Annotated in this window: 19 protein-coding genes, 3 tRNA genes and 1 rRNA gene; 20 read left to right on the top strand and 3 right to left on the bottom strand. The window is 34.1% G+C overall.

From position 1 onward, the window contains the following. Positions 1-9: 9 nt before the first annotated feature. Positions 10-83: transfer RNA gene (locus SPB_RS09985), tRNA-Asn, on the bottom strand. Positions 84-116: 33 nt separating this feature from the next. Continuing rightward, positions 117-188 (bottom strand) — tRNA-Glu (locus SPB_RS09980). Between the two features lie 200 nt (positions 189-388). On the opposite strand from SPB_RS09980, the gene SPB_RS09975 reads away from it, so the two are divergent. After that, positions 389-462, top strand: a tRNA-Arg gene (locus SPB_RS09975). Positions 463-515: 53 nt separating this feature from the next. Here SPB_RS09975 and rlmH read toward each other — a convergent pair. Beyond that, positions 516-995: a 23S rRNA (pseudouridine(1915)-N(3))-methyltransferase RlmH gene (gene rlmH / locus SPB_RS09970; RefSeq protein ID WP_013794545.1), complete on the bottom strand. Its 480-nt coding sequence runs from the start codon at positions 993-995 to the stop codon at positions 516-518. Positions 996-1,198: 203 nt separating this feature from the next. Between rlmH and SPB_RS09965 the strand changes: the two genes are divergently transcribed. The 19 genes from SPB_RS09965 to SPB_RS09880 all read left to right on the top strand — a co-directional run bounded on the left by SPB_RS09965 (position 1,199) and on the right by SPB_RS09880 (position 23,083). Then, positions 1,199-2,407 (top strand): S1C family serine protease, encoded by a 1,209-nt coding sequence (locus SPB_RS09965; protein ID WP_003108843.1) that lies wholly within the window; start codon positions 1,199-1,201, stop codon positions 2,405-2,407. A gap of 75 nt (positions 2,408-2,482) precedes the next feature. After that, the gene (locus tag SPB_RS09960) at positions 2,483-3,256 is read left to right on the top strand and encodes a ParB/RepB/Spo0J family partition protein (protein ID WP_003102468.1); all 774 of its coding nucleotides are present in this window, start codon (positions 2,483-2,485) and stop codon (positions 3,254-3,256) included. Between the two features lie 236 nt (positions 3,257-3,492). Next, positions 3,493-4,854 carry a chromosomal replication initiator protein DnaA gene (gene dnaA, locus SPB_RS09955; protein ID WP_003103926.1) on the top strand — a complete coding sequence of 454 codons (1,362 nt, stop codon included), beginning with the start codon at positions 3,493-3,495 and terminating at the stop codon, positions 4,852-4,854. A gap of 155 nt (positions 4,855-5,009) precedes the next feature. Beyond that, positions 5,010-6,146, top strand: coding sequence for a DNA polymerase III subunit beta (dnaN, locus tag SPB_RS09950; RefSeq protein WP_003103000.1), 1,137 nt, complete (start codon positions 5,010-5,012; stop codon positions 6,144-6,146). A gap of 70 nt (positions 6,147-6,216) precedes the next feature. Continuing rightward, positions 6,217-6,414 (top strand): DUF951 domain-containing protein, encoded by a 198-nt coding sequence (locus SPB_RS09945; RefSeq protein WP_003104619.1) that lies wholly within the window; start codon positions 6,217-6,219, stop codon positions 6,412-6,414. Between the two features lie 120 nt (positions 6,415-6,534). Continuing rightward, positions 6,535-6,903, top strand: a complete 369-nt coding sequence (locus SPB_RS09940) for a helix-turn-helix domain-containing protein (RefSeq protein ID WP_003103744.1) — start codon at positions 6,535-6,537, stop codon at positions 6,901-6,903. A gap of 104 nt (positions 6,904-7,007) precedes the next feature. Next, entirely contained in the window at positions 7,008-8,123 is a 1,116-nt protein-coding gene (gene ychF / locus SPB_RS09935; RefSeq protein WP_003103347.1) for a redox-regulated ATPase YchF, read from the top strand. Between the two features lie 71 nt (positions 8,124-8,194). Continuing rightward, entirely contained in the window at positions 8,195-8,764 is a 570-nt protein-coding gene (gene pth / locus SPB_RS09930; protein WP_003105422.1) for an aminoacyl-tRNA hydrolase, read from the top strand. 2 nt (positions 8,765-8,766) lie between these two features. Beyond that, positions 8,767-12,270: a transcription-repair coupling factor gene (mfd, locus tag SPB_RS09925; protein WP_003105125.1), complete on the top strand. Its 3,504-nt coding sequence runs from the start codon at positions 8,767-8,769 to the stop codon at positions 12,268-12,270. Next, entirely contained in the window at positions 12,230-13,741 is a 1,512-nt protein-coding gene (locus SPB_RS09920) for an oligosaccharide flippase family protein (RefSeq protein ID WP_003104276.1), read from the top strand. Before mfd ends, SPB_RS09920 begins: the two co-directional genes overlap by 41 nt. A 28-nt stretch (positions 13,742-13,769) precedes the next feature. Further along, positions 13,770-14,042: an RNA-binding S4 domain-containing protein gene (locus SPB_RS09915; RefSeq protein WP_003105662.1), complete on the top strand. Its 273-nt coding sequence runs from the start codon at positions 13,770-13,772 to the stop codon at positions 14,040-14,042. Continuing rightward, positions 14,029-14,400: an FtsB family cell division protein gene (locus tag SPB_RS09910; RefSeq protein ID WP_003105764.1), complete on the top strand. Its 372-nt coding sequence runs from the start codon at positions 14,029-14,031 to the stop codon at positions 14,398-14,400. The genes SPB_RS09915 and SPB_RS09910 overlap by 14 nt, the downstream gene beginning before the upstream one ends. A 1-nt stretch (position 14,401) precedes the next feature. Next, on the top strand, positions 14,402-14,518 hold the full coding sequence (locus SPB_RS11550) for an SP_0009 family protein (protein WP_003103229.1): 117 nt from the start codon (positions 14,402-14,404) through the stop codon (positions 14,516-14,518). Between the two features lie 15 nt (positions 14,519-14,533). Beyond that, positions 14,534-15,820 carry a serine hydrolase gene (locus tag SPB_RS09905; RefSeq protein ID WP_003104314.1) on the top strand — a complete coding sequence of 429 codons (1,287 nt, stop codon included), beginning with the start codon at positions 14,534-14,536 and terminating at the stop codon, positions 15,818-15,820. Next, the gene (gene tilS, locus SPB_RS09900) at positions 15,817-17,100 is read left to right on the top strand and encodes a tRNA lysidine(34) synthetase TilS (protein ID WP_003105008.1); all 1,284 of its coding nucleotides are present in this window, start codon (positions 15,817-15,819) and stop codon (positions 17,098-17,100) included. Before SPB_RS09905 ends, tilS begins: the two co-directional genes overlap by 4 nt. A gap of 4 nt (positions 17,101-17,104) precedes the next feature. Continuing rightward, positions 17,105-17,647 (top strand): hypoxanthine phosphoribosyltransferase, encoded by a 543-nt coding sequence (hpt, locus tag SPB_RS09895; protein ID WP_003105926.1) that lies wholly within the window; start codon positions 17,105-17,107, stop codon positions 17,645-17,647. Between the two features lie 21 nt (positions 17,648-17,668). Further along, positions 17,669-19,675 (top strand): ATP-dependent zinc metalloprotease FtsH, encoded by a 2,007-nt coding sequence (gene ftsH / locus SPB_RS09890; protein WP_003103251.1) that lies wholly within the window; start codon positions 17,669-17,671, stop codon positions 19,673-19,675. A gap of 116 nt (positions 19,676-19,791) precedes the next feature. Then, positions 19,792-21,183: an APC family permease gene (locus SPB_RS09885; protein WP_003104347.1), complete on the top strand. Its 1,392-nt coding sequence runs from the start codon at positions 19,792-19,794 to the stop codon at positions 21,181-21,183. 351 nt (positions 21,184-21,534) lie between these two features. After that, a 16S ribosomal RNA gene (locus tag SPB_RS09880) occupies positions 21,535-23,083 on the top strand. Positions 23,084-23,092: the final 9 nt, after the last annotated feature.

The raw sequence follows: 23,092 nt of genomic DNA, 5'->3' as shown, positions 1-23,092 counted from the left end.
TTTTTTGTACTCCGGCAGTAGGACTCGAACCTACGACATCATGATTAACAGTCATGCGCTACTACCAACTGAGCTATGCCGGATAAAAAAAATTGCCAATAAATGACAATTCATTATAGTCCGTACGGGATTCGAACCCGTGTTACCGCCGTGAAAAGGCGGTGTCTTAACCCCTTGACCAACGGACCAGAAGCTGTTTTGGAGTAATATCTCCGTAACACTCTTATTATTATATCAGAAGATTTTAGTTTGTCTACACTTTTTTTTGAAAAAATATAAATTTTTTTATTTTGATGTTTAAGTCAGACTACATACTGCTTGAAAGCAAGTCATTGACTAAAAAGGGATTGACAAAAACCCTTTATTTCTGATAGAATAATGGAGTTAAGGTCTCATAGCTCAGCTGGATAGAGCATTCGCCTTCTAAGCGAACGGTCGCAGGTTCGAATCCTGCTGGGATCAAAATAAAAAGCCAAAGATAATCTTTGGCTTTTTTTGTTCCACGTGAAACTCTTTTATTTATGATATGGACTACCTTCTTGAATCATAAATGCTCGATAGACCTGTTCAATTAAAACAAGGCGCATTAACTGATGAGGCAATGTTAATAAGCCAAAACTAATCAACAAATCTGCTCGTTTCTTGATTTCATCAGATAATCCAAGGCTACCTCCAATTATAAAGGTGATGTCTGAGTAACCATTTAAAGTCGTTTGGGCTAAGGTTTGGCTGAATTTTTCTGATGGTAATTGTTTTCCTTCAATAGCTAAGGCAATAACAAAATCTCGTTGACCAATTTTTTTAGAAATTCGTTCTGCTTCTTTCTGCATAATTTTTACATTTTCTGCATAACTTGCTTTATCAGGTGTCTTTTCATCAGGTAATTCAGTCATTTCAAACTGACAAAATCGACCTAGTCTTTTTTGATATTCAGCAATACCATCTTTTAAATACTTTTCTTTTAGTTTTCCAACTGCAATAATTTTTACTTTCATATTCATATTGTAACATGATTTTTTCTTATCTTCTTGACAAGATATAGATATCTTTATTATTCTCGAAAAAGCTTTGATAATATTGATTTATCAATAGTTTGAGACTGTTTTCCACAAGTTGTGAATTTCTTTTCTTTTTCTATATTTTAAGGTATAATTAAGCAGAGTTTTATAAGATAATGAAAAAGGTTGGAGGTAAGCTTGTGTCAAAATTAAAAAGTGTTCTGAAAGTATTTCTTTATTTATTAGCTGGATTTATAGGGGGAGTAATGGCGTTCTTTATCATGAATTCTATTAAACCAACGCAACAATCAGATAATGATAATGTTTCAAAAACAACCAGCACAAGTAAAGTTACCTATAATAATACGACAAGTACTACTAAAGCAGTTAAGAAAGTTCAAGATGCAGTTGTTTCTGTTATCAACTATCAAAAGATAGATACTGCTTCATCTGATAACTACAATAGTCTTTTTGGAGATAGTAGTGAATCTAAACAAACTGATGATGGTTTAGCAATTTTCAGTGAAGGATCTGGAGTTATCTACAAAAAAGATGGTAAAGATGCTTATATCGTTACCAATAATCACGTTATTGATGGTGCAAAACGGATTGAAATTTTACTTGCAGATGGCTCTAAAATCGTAGGTACACTCATCGGTTCAGATACTTATTCAGATTTAGCAGTTGTAAAAGTGTCTTCAGAAAAAATCAAATCAGTTGCTAAATTTGCTGACTCAACAAAAATTAATATTGGAGAAGTTGCCATTGCAATTGGTAGCCCTCTTGGAACAGAATATGCAAACTCAGTTACTGAGGGGATTGTTTCAAGTTTAAGTCGTACTGTTACCTTGAAAAATGAAGAAGGTAAAACCGTTTCAACAAATGCTATCCAAACGGACGCAGCTATTAACCCAGGTAATTCTGGAGGAGCACTTATTAATGTTGAAGGACAAGTAATTGGAATTAACTCAAGTAAAATTTCATCAACAAATGAAGCTGGTGGAGCAGTTGAAGGTATGGGATTTGCAATTCCTTCTAATGATGTTGTCAAAATTATTAATCAACTTGAAGAAAAAGGTGAAGTTATTAGACCAGCCCTTGGTATCTCAATGGTAAATCTTGGTGATCTTTCTACAAGTGCTTTATCGCAATTAAATGTACCTAAAGAAGTTACAAGTGGTATCGTCGTAGCAACTGTTACTGAAGATATGCCTGCTACTGATAAACTTAAACAATATGATATCATTACAGCTATTGACGGTGAAGAAGTTAAAACAACAAGTGATTTACAAAGTGCTCTTTACGGCCATGATATCAATGATGAGGTAAAAATCACCTTCTATCGTGGTAATGAAAAGAAAACTGTTACTGTTAAATTAACTAAAACAACTAAAGATTTAGAAAAATAAGTATCAATCTTATTGACAAGCGATGTTAAATACCTTTACAATATTGTAAAGGTATTTTTCTTGTGAAAGGTAATTATGACTGAACATTTAAAAACAATTCCAATTGCTGATATTGTAGCTAATCCTTATCAACCTCGTTTAAGTTTTGATACTAAAGAATTAATGGAATTGGCTCATTCTATTAAAATGAATGGCTTAATACAACCTATTATAGTAAGAAAATCGGATATCTTTGGTTATGAGTTAATAGCAGGTGAAAGAAGACTGAGAGCTTCACAATTAGCTGGTCTAACTACCATTCCCGCAGTTATCAAAGATATTTCAAATAAAGATAGTATGCATCAAGCGATTGTTGAAAATTTACAACGGTCTAATTTGAATCCAATTGAAGAAGCAAAAGCTTTTCAAAATATACTTGAAAAAGAGGAAATGACCCATGATCAACTAGCGCAGTATATGGGCAAATCTCGTCCGTATATTAGTAATAGTCTAAGACTGCTACAATTACCAAAATCAATTAAGGAAGCCATTGAAAAACATCACATTTCCTCAGGGCATGCGCGTGCATTATTAGCTGTAACCAGTAAAAAAGAGCAAGAAAATTATTTTAAACAAATTATTAGTCAGAATTTGAGTGTTCGACAAACTGAAAATTTAGTAAAAAAGAAAACAAATAAAAAACTAAGTAAAATAGAAAAAGACATTTTTAATCAAGCTATTGAAAATGAGATAGCAAAAAGCCTTGGTTTACCAATCCAATTACATAAAAAAAACGATGGAACTGGTCACATCAAATTAACTTTTTCAAATACTGAAGAATTAAACAGAATTATCAACAAGCTAAAATAAGTTGTTGATAGTCTGTTTTTTTCTTACAGCTTTTTCCACAACTAAAAAGTATTTTAAAACCTTATTAATATTGATTTAATTTAAATATCCACAAGTTGTGGATAACTGTTAAACACATTGTTAATATATTATCCACAGCTTGTGGGTAACTTTAAAAATTAGCTGATAAGACTGTGGAAAACTATTCTATTTTGTGTTAGAATAGTCCTAGTATTTATGACTAGAAAGAAGCTACCATGACAGAAAATGAACAAATTTTTTGGAATCGAATCTTGGAATTAGCTCAAAGCCAATTAAAACAAGCAACATATGAATTTTTTGTTCTAGATGCACGCTTAATAAGTGTTGATAATCAAATTGCGACTATTTATTTAGAACGAATGAAAGAATTATTTTGGGAAAAAAATCTTAAAGATGTTATTCTCACCGCTGGCTTTGAAGTCTATAACCAACAGATATCAGTCCAATATGTTTTTGAAGACAGTTTAGAAAATGAAATTATAACTGAATTACCAGGAAGGATGACACCTAGTAGTCAAACAATATCTAGGTTACCTGCTATTAATCCTGATTTAAATCCCAAATATGGATTTGATAATTTCATTCAAGGTGATGAGAACCGTTGGGCAGTAGCAGCGTCAATTGCTGTTGCTAATACTCCTGGGTCTACTTATAACCCATTGTTTATTTGGGGAGGTCCTGGATTAGGTAAAACTCATTTGTTAAATGCTATTGGTAATTCTGTTTTGCAGGATAACCCGCATGCTCGAGTAAAGTACATATCAGCTGAAAACTTTATTAATGAATTCGTAACTCATATTAGACTTGATAAAATGGATGAATTAAAAGAAGTTTTTAGAAATTTAGACTTACTCCTTATTGATGATATTCAGTCACTTGCTAAAAAGACTTTAGCAGTTACCCAAGAAGAGTTCTTTAATACCTTCAATGCTCTTCATAACAATAATAAACAAATTGTATTAACTAGTGATAGAACTCCTGATCATCTTAATGACTTAGAAGAAAGATTAGTTACGCGTTTTAAATGGGGTTTAACTGTTAATATTACACCTCCTGATTTTGAAACACGGGTCGCTATCTTAACTAATAAAATTCAAGATTATAGTTTTACTTTTCCACAATCAACAATTGAATATTTGGCTGGTCAATTTGATTCGAGTGTTCGTGACCTAGAAGGGGCACTTAAAGACATTAGCTTGGTGGCCAATTTCAAACAAATTGATGTTATCTCTGTTGAGTTGGCTGCGGAAGCTATTCGGGCAAGAAAACAAGATAGTCCAAATAAAATTAGAGTCATTCCAATTGAAACCATTCAAGAGCAAGTTGGCAAGTTTTATGATGTCTCAGTTAAAGAAATTAAGGCTACAAAGCGGACTCAGGACATCGTTTTAGCCAGACAGGTAGCTATGTATCTGGCACGTGAAATGACAGATAATTCCTTACCGAAGATTGGTAAAGAATTTGGTGGTCGTGACCATTCAACTGTTCTTCATGCTTATAATAAAATCAAAAATATGATTGTCGATGATGAAAGTCTCCGGATTGAAATTGAAACAATTAAAAACAAGATTAAATAAGCTTGTGGATAAGTCACTGAAAAGTGACAGACTTATTAACAGTTTATGAACAGGCTTTAAGTCAAAGTATTTCTTATTTCAGCATAGTTTTCCACCTTATACACAAGACCTACTATTACTACTAACTATTATACTTAATAACTAAAGGAGTTTCCATGATTCAATTTTCTATTAATCGTTCCCTTTTTATCCAAGCATTAAATGCAACTAAAAGAGCTATTAGCAGTAAAAATGCTATTCCAATTCTTTCTACTATTAAGATTGAAGTTAACCAAGAAAATATTACATTAACTGGTTCTAACGGACAAATCTCTATTGAAAATACTATTCCTGTAAGTAATGAAAATGCTGGTTTATTAATTTCTTCTACTGGTTCTATTTTGTTAGAAGCAAATTTCTTCATCAATATCATTTCAAGTCTTCCTGATGTTTCTTTAGATTTTAAAGAAATCGAACAACATCAAGTTGTTTTAACTTCTGGTAAATCTGAAATTACCCTTAAAGGAAAGGATGTTGAACAATATCCTCGTTTGCAAGAAGTTTCAACAGATAATCCACTTGTATTAGAAACAAAATTATTAAAATCAATTATTTCTGAGACTGCTTTTGCTGCAAGTTTACAAGAAAGTCGTCCAATTCTGACAGGTGTCCACATTACTTTAAGTAATAACAAAGATTTCAAAGCGGTAGCTACAGATTCTCATCGGATGAGCCAACGTCTCTTATCACTTGAAAAATCAGCTAACAATTTTGACGTTGTCATTCCTAGTAAGTCATTAAGAGAGTTTTCTTCTGTTTTTGGTGATGACATTGAAACTGTAGAAATCTTCTTTTCACCAAGTCAAATTTTATTTAGAAGTGAACACATTTCTTTCTATACAAGACTTTTAGAAGGAAATTACCCTGATACTGATCGTCTTTTGATGAATCAATTTGAAACAGAAGTTGTTTTCAATACGCAATCTCTTCGTCATGCAATGGAACGTGCGCATTTGATTTCTAATGCTACTCAAAATGGAACAGTTAAACTTGAAATTGCAGCTAATGAAGTTACAGCACACGTAAATTCTCCAGAAGTTGGTAAAGTTAATGAAGAATTAGATACTGTTGAAAAATCAGGTAATGATTTAACGATTTCATTTAATCCAACTTATTTGATTGAATCTCTAAAAGCACTTAAAAGTGATACTGTTCGTATTCGTTTCATTTCGCCAGTAAGACCATTTACACTGACACCAGATGATAATCAAGAAGGCTTTATTCAATTAATTACCCCAGTTAGAACTAACTAAAGAAAAACTCCTACTAAGGAGTTTTTTTTGGTATGATAATTACAAAAGAAATCTTTACAAGGGAGTTAAGATGTATCAATTAAATTCTTTAGTAGAAATGAAAAAACCTCATGCATGTATTATTAAGGAAACAGGTAAGAAAGCTAATCTGTGGAAAATTATTCGCCTAGGAGCAGATATTAAGATTCAGTGTACAAATTGTGATCATATTGTTATGCTTAGTCGACATGATTTTGAACGAAAGTTAAAAAAAGTGATGCAACCATAAAAAGCTTGTTTAAATCACTGTTTAATAACGGTTTGCTACTTATGGTTGCTTAAAAAAGTGCTAGATTTTCAAGAGAATACTTATTATGATAGAGTTATCAACAGAAAGGAACATCTATCGATGAATAAGTTTTCAGAGCAGTTAAAACATTTTCGTCTTGAAAAAAATTTTTCACAAGATTATTTGGCAGATCAATTATTTATTTCTAGACAAGCTATTTCAAAATGGGAAAATAATGAAGCATATCCAGATATGACAAATTTAATTAAACTATCTACTATTTTTGAAGTCAGTTTAGATCAATTAATATTGGGGAAAAATCCAGAAAAAACTGTGGAGCGGATTGTTGAGAAGAAGACCCTTAATATTAAATCTCTTATCATAAATTTTTGGTTAATTTTTGGCAATTTATTAGTAGCCATATTTATATTACATGTGGTATATCTTTTTCTTGATTATTTAGGAATAGTTCCTCATTTCTTAGAATAATTATTTTGGTAATTGATAATTTAGTCTGTCATTTGACAGGCTTTTTCTTATATTTTTATGCTATAATAATACTGATTGAAATTTTGAACGGAGATTATTCATTTATGGCTTTAACAGCTGGAATTGTCGGTTTACCTAATGTTGGTAAATCAACTTTATTTAATGCAATTACAAAAGCAGGAGCAGAGGCTGCTAATTATCCTTTTGCAACGATTGATCCTAACGTTGGTATGGTTGAAGTACCTGATGAACGTTTAGATAAATTAACTGAACTGATTACACCTAAAAAAACAGTTCCAACAACTTTTGAATTCACAGATATTGCTGGTATTGTTAAAGGTGCCTCAAAAGGTGAAGGATTAGGTAATAAATTTTTAGCTAACATCCGTGAAGTAGACGCTATTGTTCACGTGGTTCGTGCTTTTGATGACGAAAATGTTATGCGTGAACAAGGTCGTGAGGATGCATTTGTGGATCCTCTTGCGGATATTGATACTATCAATCTAGAACTTATTTTAGCAGATTTAGATTCAATCAATAAACGGTATGCGCGTGTTGAGAAAATGGCCCGTACTCAAAAAGATAAAGAGTCACTTGCTGAATTTAATGTTTTACAAAAAATTAAACCAGTCCTTGAAGATGGTAAATCAGCTCGTACAATTGAATTTAATGAAGAAGAAGCAAAAGTTGTAAAAGGTCTATTCTTATTAACAACTAAACCAGTTCTTTATGTAGCTAATGTGGATGAAAATCGAGTTGCTGATCCAGATGATATTGATTATGTTAAACAAATTCGTGAATTTGCTGAGACTGAAAATGCAGAAGTGGTGGTTATTTCCGCACGCGCAGAGGAAGAGATTTCAGAACTTGATGATGAGGATAAGGCAGAATTTTTAGAAGCTATTGGTCTTACAGAATCGGGTGTGGATAAATTAACACGCGCAGCTTATCATCTATTAGGCTTAGGAACTTACTTTACAGCTGGTGAGAAGGAAGTTCGTGCATGGACATTTAAACGTGGTATTAAAGCTCCACAAGCTGCGGGTATTATTCACTCTGACTTTGAGCGAGGATTTATTCGTGCAGTAACAATGAGTTATGATGATTTAATGGCTTATGGTAGTGAAAAAGCTGTTAAAGAGGCAGGTCGTCTACGTGAAGAAGGAAAAGAATATATTGTTCAAGATGGCGATATTATGGAATTCCGTTTCAATGTGTAATTGATAAAGAAATAAGTCAGAAGGTTGGAAGTTAATTCCAGCCCTTTTGCTATTTATAGAAAGAGTATATTATGGTAAAAATGATTGTTGGTCTAGGAAATATTGGATCAAAATATGATATGACAAAACATAATGTTGGGTTTATGGCAATTGATAGAATTGTTAAAGATTTAAATATTAATTTTTCTGAAGATAAAAATTTTAAAGCTTTAATTGGTTCAAGCTTTCTTAATCAGGAAAAAGTCTATTTTGTTAAACCAACAACTTTTATGAATAATAGTGGTATTGCTGTCAAAGCTCTCCTAACTTATTACAATATTGCCATTGATGATTTAATAGTAATCTATGATGATTTGGATATGGAAGTCGGCAAAATAAGATTCCGTCAAAGAGGATCAGCAGGCGGTCATAATGGGATTAAGTCAATTATTGCTCATATTGGTAGTCAAGAATTTGACCGTATAAAAATTGGAATTGGTCGTCCTCAAAATGGGATGACTGTTATTAATCATGTCTTAGGAAAATTTGATAAAGATGATGCCATTACCATCGACTTAACACTAGATAAAGTTACTGATGCTGTTGATTTCTATTTGAAAGAAGCAGACTTTGAAAAAACTATGCAGAAATATAATGGGTAGCAATGAATATATTAGAATTAGTAAGTAAAAATAAAGCCATTCAATCATGGTTTTCTGGAACTAGAAGTTTAGGTCGACAATTAGTAATGGGCTTATCTGGTTCCAGTAAAGCTCTAGCTATTGCAGCCAATTTTATTGATCAACCAGAAAAAATTGTTATTGTGACAGCAAGTCAAAATGAGAGTGAAAAATTGAGTAGTGATTTAGCTGCCCTTTTGGGAGAAGAAAATATTTTTCAATTTTTTTCTGATGACGCTGCTGCAGCTGAATTTGTTTTTTCTTCTTTGGATAGAGCTATTTCAAGAATTGAAGCAATCAATTTCTTAGTTAATCAAGAACAATCTGGTATTTTAGTAACTAATGTTATTGGATTACGAACTTTATTACCAAATCCAAAGGTCTATCAACATAGTCAATTAACATTTGAAGTAGGTATGGAATATAGCCTCGCTCAATTAGTTAAACAATTGACTAATATTGGTTATCAAAAAGTTTCGCAAGTGATTAATCCAGGTGAATTTAGTCGCCGTGGAGATATTCTTGATATCTATGAAATCACCGAAGAAAACCCCTACCGGATTGAATTTTTTGGTGATGAAGTAGATGGCATTCGACAATTTGATAGTGAGAATCAAAAGTCTATTCTGCAAAAAGAATTAATCACGATTATTCCTGCAAGTGATGTCATTCTTGAGGAAAAAGATTATGCGCGTGGTATTGAAAAGTTAGAAGCTGCAATAAAATTAGTTAATGAAGAAACAAAATCGTATCTCCATGATCTAATTTCTGTTTCAAAAGATGGATACCGTCACAAAGATCTTCGACAATTTTTATCTGTTTTTTATGAAAAGGAATGGACTCTTTTAGATTATATACCAAAAGGGACCCCACTCTTTTTCGATGATTTTCAAAAGATATTAGATAAAAATGCTAAATTTGATTTAGAAGTAGCCAATCTTTTAACTGATCATTTACAACAAGGTAAAGCAATTCCTAGTTTAAATTATTTTGCTGATAACTATCGTGATTTTCGAAATTACAAACCAGCGACATTTTTCTCTAATTTTCATAAAGGTCTTGGAAATATAAAATTTGACAAATTGCATCAGTTGACACAATATGCGATGCAAGAATTCTATAATCAATTCCCACTTTTGGTTGATGAAATAAAAAGGTATCAAAAAGCACAGGCTACTGTACTTGTTCAAGTAGAGTCACAACAAGCCTATGAAAAATTACTAAAAAATCTAGAAGATTATGATTTTACTTTACCTTTAGTTGACATTAATGCTATTGAAACTAAGCAGGTTCAAATGGTTATTGGTCAAATTTCAAGTGGCTTTTATTTTGCTGATGAAAAAATCGCTTTAATTACAGAACATGAAATTTATCATAAACGGATTAAACGTCGTGTTCGTAAATCCAATATTAGTAATGCCGAACGTCTAAAAGATTATAATGAATTAGCTATAGGTGATTATGTTGTTCATAATGTTCATGGGATTGGTAAATTTTTAGGGATTGAAACCATTGAAATTCATGGTGTCCATCGAGATTATGTAACTATTCAATATCAAAATTCAGATCGTATTTCTTTACCAGTCGAACAAATTGAGAGTTTATCAAAATATGTTTCTGCTGATGGCAAAGAACCTAAAATTAATAAACTCAATGATGGTCGTTTTCAAAAAACCAAACAAAAAGTTACTAAACAGGTCGAAGAAATTGCTGATGATTTATTGAAATTATATGCTGAACGAAGTCAGTTAAAAGGCTACCAATTTTCACCAGATGATGAATTACAGGCATCTTTTGAAGATAATTTTGCTTTTGTTGAGACGGATGATCAAATCAGATCAAGTAAAGAAATTAAAAGGGACATGGAAAGTAGTCATCCTATGGACCGCTTACTTGTTGGTGATGTTGGCTTTGGTAAAACTGAGGTTGCCATGCGTGCGGCTTTTAAAGCAGTCAATGATCATAAGCAAGTAGCAATCCTAGTGCCAACTACTGTACTTGCTCAACAACATTATGAAAATTTTAAAGAGCGTTTCGAAGATTATCCAGTTGAAGTTGATGTTTTAAGTCGTTTTAGAAGTAAAAAAGAACAAACAGCAACTTTAGATAGATTAGCTAAAGGGCGTGTGGATATTATTATTGGGACACACCGTCTCCTATCAAAAGATGTTATCTTTTCTGATTTAGGCTTGATCGTCATTGACGAAGAGCAACGTTTTGGTGTTAAACATAAAGAAAAATTAAAAGAGTTAAAAACTAAAGTCGATGTATTAACCTTAACAGCAACGCCTATTCCAAGAACTTTACACATGTCTATGCTTGGTATCCGGGATTTGTCAGTTATTGAGACGCCTCCAACCAATCGTTATCCTGTCCAGACTTATGTGATGGAAACTAATCCTGGGATTGTCCGCGAAGCAATTATTCGAGAAATGGACCGTGGGGGACAAGTTTTCTATGTTTACAATAAGGTTGACACCATCGATAAGAAAGTTGCACAGCTGCAAGAGTTGGTTCCAGAAGCAACAATTGGTTTTGTGCATGGACAAATGAGTGAAATCCAATTGGAAAACACCTTGATTGACTTTATAAGCGGTGATTATGATGTTTTAGTGGCGACGACAATCATTGAGACAGGGGTTGATATTTCAAATGTAAATACTCTCTTTGTCGAAAATGCCGACCATATGGGGCTTTCCACTCTTTATCAGTTGCGTGGTCGCGTTGGCCGTTCCAACAGAATTGCTTACGCTTATTTGATGTATCGTCCAGATAAAGTATTAAGTGAAATTTCAGAGAAACGACTTGAGGCGATTAAAGGCTTTACGGAATTGGGGTCCGGCTTCAAAATTGCCATGCGTGACTTGTCCATTCGAGGAGCAGGTAATATCTTAGGTGCTTCGCAGAGCGGCTTCATTGATTCCGTAGGGTTTGAAATGTACTCACAACTTTTAGAAGATGCTATTGCTAATAGGCAGGGCAAAACAAGTGTTCGTAAAAAAGGGAATGCGGAGATTAATCTACAAATTGATGCCTATTTACCACTTGAATACCTCAGCGATGAGCGTCAAAAAATTGAAATCTATAAACGGATTCGAGAAATTGATAATCGTCAAGATTATACAGAATTACAAGAAGAATTAATTGACCGATTTGGTGAATATCCAGATCAAGTTGCCTATTTATTAGAAATTGGTCTCTTAAAAGCTTTTATGGATCAGGCTTTTGCTGAATTAGTCGAAAGAAAAGATAATCAAGTGACAGTCCGTTTTGAAAAAGCATCACTCAAATACTATATGACACAGGATTATTTTGAAGCTTTATCAAAAACAAGCTTAAAAGCAAGAATCAGTGAAAATAATGGTAAAATTGATATAATTTTTAATGTCAAAAATGTGAAAGATTACAGCATTTTAGAAGAAATGATGTTATTTGGAGAAATGTTAAGTGAAATTAAAAATCGAAAAGAGTCAAAATCTGACCAGTAAATCAAGCTTAGCAATTACCATCAGTGGTTTTTTAGCTAAAATCCTTGCGGCTATTTACCGAGTACCCTATCAAAACCTAGTTGGTGATAGGGGCTTTTATGCTTATCAACAAGTTTATCCTATCTTAGCAATCATAAGTGCTTTAAGTTTGACAGCTTTTCCAAATGTGATTGCTAGTATTTATCAAAAAAGTAAAAAAACAGATTTATATCTGTTATTTAAATTTCAAGTACTATCAAGTCTGATTTTAGCTAGTCTTTTGTTACTTGCTAATCAGACTTTAGCTAGAATTATTGGCAGTATTGAATTGGCACCGAGTATTATCCTAACTGCTTTTGTTTTGTTAACAGTTCCATTCATGTCTTTTTACAGAGGTTTAGCTCAAGCACATGGTGATATGATACCAACTGCCGTTAGTCAGGTGTTGGAACAGAGTGTTCGTGTTATTATCATTATTTTAGCTGCTTTTGCTTATTACCTTTTTGATTGGAATGTCTATTTTACAGCAAATGTAGCAGCTTCAGGTAATTTATTGGCCAGTCTAGCTATATTAGCTTACTTTGTCTGGAAGTCACCAACATCCCTCTTATTCCTCTTCAAAAAGCATAAAACCTCATTTAAGAATTTAGGACAAATTGGTTGGGCTGCGACAGTTTTTATTTTTTTCACCGTCTATCTCTTAATCTTTCAATTTCTTGATGCGTTATTTGTGAAGCAATCATTGCAATCCAGTGGCTTAACATCAATTCAGGCAGAAATTACCAAAGGTATTTATGATCGTGGACAGCCTTTACTACAATTTGGATTGATATTCTCGAGCGCCTTTTTCACTACTTATTTACCTAAATTGTCAAAAAGTTATCATCAAAAAGATGCTAATTATGAAGAAGATAGTCAGACATTCTTTGATTTTATTACTTATCTCAATCTGACTTTAACAGCTGGCTTTATCTTAATTCTTCCGGCGATGAACATGGTTTTATTTGAAGATAAAAAGGGTAGCGTAGCTTTGGAAGTATACTTGCTGATGATTTTATTAGCTAGTCTCATCCAGTATTGCCACCAAAAATTCTTTATTGAAAATCATCAAAAGAGATCTTTCATCATCCTTATGTGTGGTTTGATACTGAAACTGCTTTTAACGCCTATCATGACCTTCCATTTTGGCATCATTGGCGCGTCCTTGTCAGGGGTTATTCCACTTTTTATCATTCTCCTTTTATATATCAAAGTAAGTCGTGTAAGAATTAGAAGTTTAAAAAATATCAGATATTTTCTTGCTTTAAGCTTAATGCTTATTGTTGTGGCAATCAGCCAAGGCTACTTACCACAAGAAGAACGATTAGATAGTCTGTTAAATATCTTTATTTCGACAGGCCTAGGGCTTCTTGTCTTTATTCTGTCCAGTATTAAGCTAAAGGCCTTCAGTCAGAATTTATGGTCCTATCTACCATTTAAGAAAGAAAAGTGATAGAATAAAATGGACTGTGAGGTAAATTATGAGATTAGATAAATATTTAAAAGTATCCCGTATCATCAAACGCCGTCCTGTTGCAAAAGAAGTTGCAGACAAAGGAAGAATTAAGGTTAATGGTGTACTAGCAAAAAGTTCAACAGATTTAAAAATAAATGACCAAGTTGAAATTAGATTTGGTAATAAAATATTAACTGTCCGTGTCTTAGAAATGAAGGATAGCACTAAAAAAGAAGACGCTACCAAAATGTATGACATTATTAAAGAAACAAGGGTAGAAAGCAATGAAGAAGCCTAGTATTGTTCAATTAAATAATCAATACATCCATAGTGAAAAGTTAAAAAAACGTTTTGAAGAAGAAGAAGACAAAAAACGCAATCGATTTATTGGTTGGATTTTAGTGGTAATGATTTTTCTTTTTATTCTTCCAACATTTAATTTGGTAAAAAGTTATGTTGGTTTGGAACAACAAAATCAACAAATTATCAAATTGAAAAAAGAATATAAAGCTTTGGAAAAAAGTACCAAAAAAGAACAAAGTTTTGCAAAGCAATTAAAAGATGACGATTACGTCAGAAAATATGCGCGTGCAAAGTATTATCTATCTAGGGAAGGGGAAAAAATTTATCCTATTCCAGGATTATTACCAAAATAATATGGATGATATGATTAAAAAAATCGAAACATTTTTAGCCTATTCTGATCAAAAATTAGAAGAGTTACATGCTGAAAATCAAAAACTAAAAGAAGATACCTATCAGGAAAATAAATAAGGGAAAGGAGATAAAATGAAGAAATTACTAGCTATTTTTGTAATATTTTTTTTCATGTCTCCAATTCCAATTATTTCTACTGAGAAGACGCTTCACTTAAGTAAAGAAAAAATTTTTCAATTAGGTCAGTCAGTGATTACCAAGGTCACTTATTTTAATTCAATACCTAGTAATCCTAATGTTTTCTCGGAAGTAAATAGTTACAAAGATTTAGAATTAAGTCAATTTGCTAAAGCAATTGTTCCCAATGAAGATTTCAAAATTACAGATTTACTGATTAATGCTAACGGGAAACCCGTCTTTCATTTAACTGATGGTAATTACATTGAAGCTAATAAGCAATTGATTTTTGATGACACCTTAATCAATCAACTAGAAGTCAATCAAGATTTTTGGACACAACCAAATCTTACAGTATATGATCAACCTTATGTTAAGGGAATTCCAGCTTCTAAAAAGACAATTGACAGTTATCAGAAAGTCCATGCTAGTAAGCTAGCACAAACACAACAAGGTAATTATTATTATATTGATGATAAAGGTTGGGTTTCTGCTAGTGGCTTGTCGACCTCAGATAACCGGATGATTAAAGTTCAAGAAATGCTTTCTGAAAAATATAATAAAGATAATTACTCTGTTTTTGTGAAACAGATTAATACACAAGCAAGTGCAGGAATTAATGCTGACAAACAAATGTATGCAGCTAGTATTGCTAAATTAGGAACTTTATATTTTGTTCAGGAAAGAGTCAATAATGGACAATTAAGACTTGATAGCAAATTTAAGTATGTCGATCAAGTCAATCATTTTAATGGTGACTATGATCCTTCAGGTTCCGGTCAAATTAGTAAAAAAGCTGACAATAAAGAATATAGTGTAGATAACTTATTACAAGGTGTTTCCCAGCATTCAGACAATGTGGCTACTAATATTTTAGGATATTATGGTGCTGATAAATATACTTCAAATTTTTCTACCCAAATGCAAGCTTTATCTGGAGCACCATGGGATATGGAAAAACGCAATTTATCTTCACGACAAGCAGCTAGTGTAATGGAAGCTATCTATTATCAAAATGGCAAGATAGTATCTTACTTATCCCATACTGATTTTGATGATCAACGTATTTCTAAAAACATCAAAGTTCCAGTAGCTCATAAAATTGGAGATGCTTATGATTATAAGCATGATGTCGCCATTGTTTATGCTGATTCTCCATTTATCCTTTCTATTTTTACTGATAAGTCAGATTATGATGATTTAAGTAAAATTGCCGATGACGTATACTCTATATTAAAATGACATATCAAAAAATTTATAATTATATCAAAAATAAAGGCTTATTCGACCAACATCAACGGGTATTAATAGCAGTATCTGGTGGAGTAGATTCAATGAATTTACTGCACTTTTTGCATGTTAACCAGAAAAATTTGGAGATTAATATTGCAATTGCACATGTCAATCACAAACAACGTTTGGAATCTGATCAAGAAGAAGCCTATCTCGAATCTTGGGCAAAAAAAAATAATATTCCTTTTTATCAAACAGCTTTTTCAGGTCATTTTAGTGAAAGCAAAGCCCGTGATTTTCGTTATGCTTTTTTTAAGAAAATCATGGAAACTGAAAATTATTCTGCCTTGGTGACAGCTCATCATGCAGACGATCAAGTTGAAACAGTCTTTATGCGTCTGCTCAGAGGAACGAGATTAAGACACCTTTCTTCTATTAAAGAGTGTCAATCTTTTGGAAGTGGTCAACTAATCCGGCCTTTTCTAACCATAGCTAAAGCTGACTTGCCAGATATCTTTCACTTTGAAGATGCTTCTAATCAAACAAATGACTACTTAAGAAATCGGATTAGAAATCAGTATCTTCCGGAACTACGACAGGAAAATCCGCAGTTTGATTTTGCTTTGCGAGATTTAGCTCAAGAATCTCACTTGCTTGTTCAAGCTTTGAAAGATTTAATCTATGCTGATAAACTCAATCAATTTTCGTATTTTTTGGGGAATAGCAGAGCTGTTCAATTTTTTTGTTTTCAAGAATATCTCGAACGCTTTACTGATTTAGTGATCTCAAAAAGTCAATTTGAGGATTTGTTATCATTAGTTAGACGTAAAAAAATTGGGACATATCCGATAAATCAAAGTTATCAATTAGACATTCAAGAAAATCAATTTGTTATTGAAAAATTCAGTCCAAAGACGGAGGGAAATCTCAGTCATGTTCTGATAGAATATGGTACTAGTAATAAGTACAATAATTTTACTTTTACCTTTAGTCCCTTATCTCAAGAACAAGATAGTGTATTTCAAATACCAGTCTATCAGATGACACCAATTACTTTGCGTGGACGACAGGCTGGTGATAAAATTGATTTTGGTCAATTTTCAAAAAAAATCAGAAGACTCTTTATAGATGACAAATTCACTGCTAAAGAGCGAGAAAATGCTATAATTGGATTACAAGATGACCAGATTATATTTGTTATTATTGCTGATAAAACATATTTGAGAAAAGCATCTAAACATGATATAATGTTGGCTAAACTGTATGTTGAAAAATTAGAAAAAAGGTGACATCATGCTGGAGCAAGATATTAAAAGAATCCTCTATTCAGAAGAAGACATTATTAACAAAACAAAAGAACTAGGTCAAAAACTAACTGAAGATTATCAAGGGAAAAATCCTTTAATGGTTGGTGTTTTAAAAGGATCAGTTCCATTTATGGCTGAATTAATGAAGCACATTGATACTCATGTTGAAATTGATTTCATGGTCGTTTCTAGTTATCATGGCGGTACTACAAGTAGTGGTGAAGTTCAAATCTTAAAAGATGTGGACACAAATATTGAAGGTAGAGATATTATCTTTGTCGAAGATATTATTGATACTGGACGTACTTTGAAATATTTACGTGATATGTTTAAATACCGTCAAGCTAATTCAGTAAAAATTGTTACTTTGTTTGACAAACCTGAAGGTCGTGTTGTCGATATCGATGCGGACTATGTTTGTTATGATGTACCAAATGAATTTATTGTAGGATTTGGTTTAGATTACGCGGAAAACTATCGTAATCTACCGTACGTTGGAGTATTAAAAGAAGAAGTCTATACAAAATAGAAAAAGGTCAATTATCACTATATGAAAAATAATAAGAATAACGGATTTGTGAAAAATTCTTTTATTTATATTTTATTGATTGTTGTGGTTATCACAGGTTTTCAATATTATTTAAAAGGAACAAGTACACAAAGCCAACAGATTAGTTATTCAAAGCTAATCAAACAAGTTAAGGCTGGTGATGTTAAAAGCATAACTTATCAACCAAGTGGCAGTATCATCCAAGTTAAGGGTGAATATGATAAGCCAAAAAAAGTAAAATCTGATCCCAATATTTCCTTTTTTGGACCTGGTTCAGCTAGAGAAGTTTCTGAATTTAATGCTTTAGTATTACCTACAGATTCTACACTAAAAGAGGTTACGAGTGCAGCTGATAAATCTGGTACAATAATTACTGTTAAGCCAGAAAGTTCAAGCGGCACTTGGATTTCATTGCTGATGAGTTTCCTACCTATTGTCATTTTCGCTGGTTTTATGATTATGATGATGAATCAAGGTGGCGGTGGCGCTCGTGGTGCAATGAGTTTTGGTAAAAATAAAGCTAAATCACAAAATAAAGACGATGTTAAAGTTCGTTTTACTGATGTAGCAGGAGCAGAGGAAGAAAAACAAGAACTTGTTGAAGTTGTTGATTTTCTTAAAAATCCAAAAAAATATAAAGCTTTGGGTGCTCGTATTCCGTCTGGTGTTCTTTTAGAGGGGCCTCCCGGAACTGGTAAAACTTTACTTGCAAAAGCTGTTGCTGGTGAAGCAGCTGTTCCTTTCTTTAGTATTTCTGGTTCTGACTTCGTTGAAATGTTTGTTGGGGTCGGTGCTAGCCGTGTCCGTTCTCTTTTTGAGGATGCGAAGAAAGCTGAACGTGCAATTATCTTTATTGATGAAATCGATGCTGTTGGTCGTCGTCGCGGAGCTGGTATGGGTGGCGGTAACGATGAACGTGAACAAACTTTGAATCAACTATTGATTGAAATGGATGGATTTGAAGGTAATGAAAGCATCATCGTTATTGCAGCAACTAACCGTAGTGATGTATTAGACCCTGCACTGCTTAGACCAGGTCGTTTTGACAGAAAAGTCTTAGTTGGTCGCCCAGATGTTAAAGGACGCGAAGCAATTCTTAAAGTCCATGCAAAAAATAAACCACTTGATGAAGACGTTAATCTTAAAGTTGTTGCCCAACAAACCCCTGGTTTTGTGGGTGCAGATTTAGAAAACGTTCTGAATGAAGCTGCGCTTGTAGCTGCTCGTCGAAATAAGACGAAAATTGATGCTTCTGATATTGATGAGGCTGAAGATCGTGTTATTGCTGGACCTTCTAAGAAAGATCGTACGATTTCGAAACGCGAACGTGAAATGGTTGCATACCATGAGGCTGGGCATACAATTGTTGGTTTAACATTATCAAATGCGCGTGTTGTTCATAAAGTTACAATTGTTCCTCGTGGTCGTGCGGGTGGTTACATGATTGCCCTTCCTAAAGAAGATCAAATGTTACTATCTAAGGATGACTTAAATGAACAATTAGCTGGTCTTATGGGTGGACGTGTTGCTGAGGAAATTATCTTTAATGCCCAAACTACTGGTGCATCAAATGACTTTGAACAAGCAACTCAAATGGCCCGTGCTATGGTTACTGAATATGGTATGAGTGAAAAACTTGGACCAGTTCAATATGAAGGTAATCATGCTATGATGCCTGGTCAAATGACTACTGAAAAATCATATTCTGCTCAAACAGCACAAATGATTGATGATGAAGTAAGAGAATTATTAAATCAAGCTCGTAATAAAGCAGCCGACATTATTAATGAAAATAGAGAAACTCATAAGTTAATTGCAGAAGCATTATTAAAATATGAAACTCTTGATGCTGCTCAAATTAAATCTATCTATGAAACTGGTAAAATGCCAGAGGATAAAGATGGAGATAATGATGATGTTCATGCATTATCATATGAAGAAATTAAAGATAAAATGATTACTGAAGATGAAAATCCATCATCACAGGAACATTCAACAGAAGAATAGTGAAAAAAGCCATTAGAAAAAGTTTAAAATCCTATTTCAATGGCTTTTATTATGGAATTTACTTTCCTTGTGAGCTGTGATAAACTATTAGAAATCAAGTAAAGAAGGAAAAGAACATGACAATTTTTCGAAAAAAGAATAATAGTGTAAGTAAAACTGAAATGAGAAGGCATTTAAAAGTAAATGACTTGATATTTTTAGGCCTAGGTTCGATGGTTGGAACGGGTATATTTACAATAACAGGTATTGGTGCTGCACAGTATGCAGGACCAGCATTGATGATTTCAATTGTAATTTCAGCACTAGCCATAAGTATTTTAGCTTTATTTTATGCTGAATTTGCTTCTCGTATACCTGCAAATGGTGGAGCTTATAGTTATGTCTATGCAACTTTAGGAGAATTTCCTGCTTGGATAGTAGGCTGGTATATCATAATGGAATTTTTAACTGCAATTTCAAGTGTTGCAGTGGGATGGGGAAGTTATTTAAAAGGCCTTCTTAGTAGTTATGGAATAGTGATTCCTAAGGTGTTAAATGGGACTTTTAATCCCAGTCAAGGAACTTATATTGATATTCTTCCTGTACTTGTTATGCTCGCCGTAATGTCTGTTGTTTTAATGAATAGTAAAACTGCATTAAGATTCAACAGTTTATTAGTAATTCTAAAGTTTTCAGCATTGTTCTTGTTTATAATTGTTGGTATCTTCTTTATTAAACCTGAAAATTGGTCTAATTTTGCACCATTTGGTTTAGGAAAAATTTACGGTGGTCAGTCTGGTATTTTTGCAGGGGCATCAGTTATGTTTTTTGCCTTTTTAGGATTTGAATCAATTTCTATGACTGTTGATGAAGTTAAGGATCCACAAAAAACAATTCCAAAAGGAATTGCTCTATCTTTAATGATAGTAACTGTTCTCTATATAATTGTAACAATGATTTTAACAGGAATTGTTCATTACACCAAACTGAATGTTCCTGATGCAGTTTCGTTTGCTCTTAGAAGTATTGGAATAGGTTGGGCTGCTAACTATGTATCAATTGTTGCAGTTCTAACATTAATCACTGTTTGTATATCAATGACTTTCGCTCTTGCTAGGATTGTGTATTCAATTAGTCGTGATGGCCTCCTACCAAGAAGTCTTAGTAAGATTACAAAGAAAAGCTTTGTTCCAAAAAATGCGACAATTTTAGTTTGTATTTTAGCTATGGTATGTGCAGGTTTAGTTCCATTAGCAAGCTTGGCAGAATTTGTAAATATCTGTACCTTGGCATATTTGATTATAATGTCCATCGCAATTATTAAATTAAGAAAAGATATGGGAAATCCCAAAAAAGGAGAATTTAAAACACCGTTTGTACCTTTTCTTCCTATATTAGCAATTATTATTTGTTTGTCATTCATGAGTCAATATATGAAAGTAACATGGATTGCATTCATTACGACAACGGTTATTGGGACACTAATTTATATCATATACGGTTATAAAAATTCAACAGAAAATAAATAAAAATCCCGATAGGGATTTTTTTGTGAAATCGTTTTGTAAAAAAATGAAATATTAAGAAAAAAGTATTGACAAACTATTGAAATATAGCTATACTTATAAAGCTGTCAAAACAACTCCGAGTCATAGTTTTAAAACAAACAAAAGTAGTAAAAAACTATTGACAAAGGCATTGTGACCTGATAGAATATAATAGTTGTCTCGTAAGAGATAAGAAGACCTTTGAGAACTGAATAAGACAAAAACCAAACGTGCAGGGTGATATGTTTATGCATATTACCTGTCAATTAAGTAACAAAAAAACAATAAATCTGTCAGCGACAGATAAGAATGAGTTAAACATCAAATTAACATATAAATGAGAGTTTGATCCTGGCTCAGGACGAACGCTGGCGGCGTGCCTAATACATGCAAGTAGAACGCTGAAGACTGGTGCTTGCACTAGTCAGATGAGTTGCGAACGGGTGAGTAACGCGTAGGTAACCTACCTTATAGCGGGGGATAACTATTGGAAACGATAGCTAATACCGCATGACAATTAAGTACTCATGTACTAAATTTAAAAGGAGCAATTGCTTCACTATGAGATGGACCTGCGTTGTATTAGCTAGTTGGTGAGGTAACGGCTCACCAAGGCCACGATACATAGCCGACCTGAGAGGGTGATCGGCCACACTGGGACTGAGACACGGCCCAGACTCCTACGGGAGGCAGCAGTAGGGAATCTTCGGCAATGGGGGCAACCCTGACCGAGCAACGCCGCGTGAGTGAAGAAGGTTTTCGGATCGTAAAGCTCTGTTGTTAGAGAAGAACGGTAATGGGAGTGGAAAATCCATTACGTGACGGTAACTAACCAGAAAGGGACGGCTAACTACGTGCCAGCAGCCGCGGTAATACGTAGGTCTCGAGCGTTGTCCGGATTTATTGGGCGTAAAGCGAGCGCAGGCGGTTATTTAAGTCTGAAGTTAAAGGCCGTGGCTCAACCATGGTTCGCTTTGGAAACTGGATAACTTGAGTGCAGAAGGGGAGAGTGGAATTCCATGTGTAGCGGTGAAATGCGTAGATATATGGAGGAACACCGGTGGCGAAAGCGGCTCTCTGGTCTGTAACTGACGCTGAGGCTCGAAAGCGTGGGGAGCAAACAGGATTAGATACCCTGGTAGTCCACGCCGTAAACGATGAGTGCTAGGTGTTAGGCCCTTTCCGGGGCTTAGTGCCGCAGCTAACGCATTAAGCACTCCGCCTGGGGAGTACGACCGCAAGGTTGAAACTCAAAGGAATTGACGGGGGCCCGCACAAGCGGTGGAGCATGTGGTTTAATTCGAAGCAACGCGAAGAACCTTACCAGGTCTTGACATCCCTCTGACCGTCCTAGAGATAGGACTTTCCTTCGGGACAGAGGTGACAGGTGGTGCATGGTTGTCGTCAGCTCGTGTCGTGAGATGTTGGGTTAAGTCCCGCAACGAGCGCAACCCCTATTGTTAGTTGCCATCATTAAGTTGGGCACTCTAGCGAGACTGCCGGTAATAAACCGGAGGAAGGTGGGGATGACGTCAAATCATCATGCCCCTTATGACCTGGGCTACACACGTGCTACAATGGTTGGTACAACGAGTCGCAAGCCGGTGACGGCAAGCTAATCTCTTAAAGCCAATCTCAGTTCGGATTGTAGGCTGCAACTCGCCTACATGAAGTCGGAATCGCTAGTAATCGCGGATCAGCACGCCGCGGTGAATACGTTCCCGGGCCTTGTACACACCGCCCGTCACACCACGAGAGTTTGTAACACCCGAAGTCGGTGAGGTAACCTATTAGGAGCCAGCCGCCTAAGGTGGGATAGATGATTGGGGTGAAGTCGTAACAAGGTAGCCGTATCGGAAGGTGCGGCTGGATCACCTCCTTTCTAAGGAAA

It is taken from the genome of Streptococcus parauberis NCFD 2020, assembly GCF_000187935.1.
GTDB classification, from domain to species: domain Bacteria; phylum Bacillota; class Bacilli; order Lactobacillales; family Streptococcaceae; genus Streptococcus; species Streptococcus parauberis.
Note: the sequence above shows the minus strand (reverse complement) of the source record. Positions and strands in the feature narration are given on the sequence as shown.

Bases quoted from the DNA above. Each gene is read 5' to 3' on its own strand.
- rlmH (WP_013794545.1), bottom strand. From the start codon at position 995: ATGAAAGTAAAAATTATTGCAGTTGGAAAACTAAAAGAAAAGTATTTA.
- SPB_RS09960 (WP_003102468.1), top strand. From the start codon at position 2,483: ATGACTGAACATTTAAAAACAATTCCAATTGCTGATATTGTAGCTAAT.
- dnaA (WP_003103926.1), top strand. From the start codon at position 3,493: ATGACAGAAAATGAACAAATTTTTTGGAATCGAATCTTGGAATTAGCT.
- dnaN (WP_003103000.1), top strand. From the start codon at position 5,010: ATGATTCAATTTTCTATTAATCGTTCCCTTTTTATCCAAGCATTAAAT.
- SPB_RS09945 (WP_003104619.1), top strand. From the start codon at position 6,217: ATGTATCAATTAAATTCTTTAGTAGAAATGAAAAAACCTCATGCATGT.
- SPB_RS09940 (WP_003103744.1), top strand. From the start codon at position 6,535: ATGAATAAGTTTTCAGAGCAGTTAAAACATTTTCGTCTTGAAAAAAAT.
- ychF (WP_003103347.1), top strand. From the start codon at position 7,008: ATGGCTTTAACAGCTGGAATTGTCGGTTTACCTAATGTTGGTAAATCA.
- pth (WP_003105422.1), top strand. From the start codon at position 8,195: ATGGTAAAAATGATTGTTGGTCTAGGAAATATTGGATCAAAATATGAT.
- mfd (WP_003105125.1), top strand. From the start codon at position 8,767: ATGAATATATTAGAATTAGTAAGTAAAAATAAAGCCATTCAATCATGG.
- SPB_RS09915 (WP_003105662.1), top strand. From the start codon at position 13,770: ATGAGATTAGATAAATATTTAAAAGTATCCCGTATCATCAAACGCCGT.
- SPB_RS09910 (WP_003105764.1), top strand. From the start codon at position 14,029: ATGAAGAAGCCTAGTATTGTTCAATTAAATAATCAATACATCCATAGT.
- SPB_RS11550 (WP_003103229.1), top strand. From the start codon at position 14,402: ATGGATGATATGATTAAAAAAATCGAAACATTTTTAGCCTATTCTGAT.
- SPB_RS09905 (WP_003104314.1), top strand. From the start codon at position 14,534: ATGAAGAAATTACTAGCTATTTTTGTAATATTTTTTTTCATGTCTCCA.
- tilS (WP_003105008.1), top strand. From the start codon at position 15,817: ATGACATATCAAAAAATTTATAATTATATCAAAAATAAAGGCTTATTC.
- hpt (WP_003105926.1), top strand. From the start codon at position 17,105: ATGCTGGAGCAAGATATTAAAAGAATCCTCTATTCAGAAGAAGACATT.
- ftsH (WP_003103251.1), top strand. From the start codon at position 17,669: ATGAAAAATAATAAGAATAACGGATTTGTGAAAAATTCTTTTATTTAT.
- SPB_RS09885 (WP_003104347.1), top strand. From the start codon at position 19,792: ATGACAATTTTTCGAAAAAAGAATAATAGTGTAAGTAAAACTGAAATG.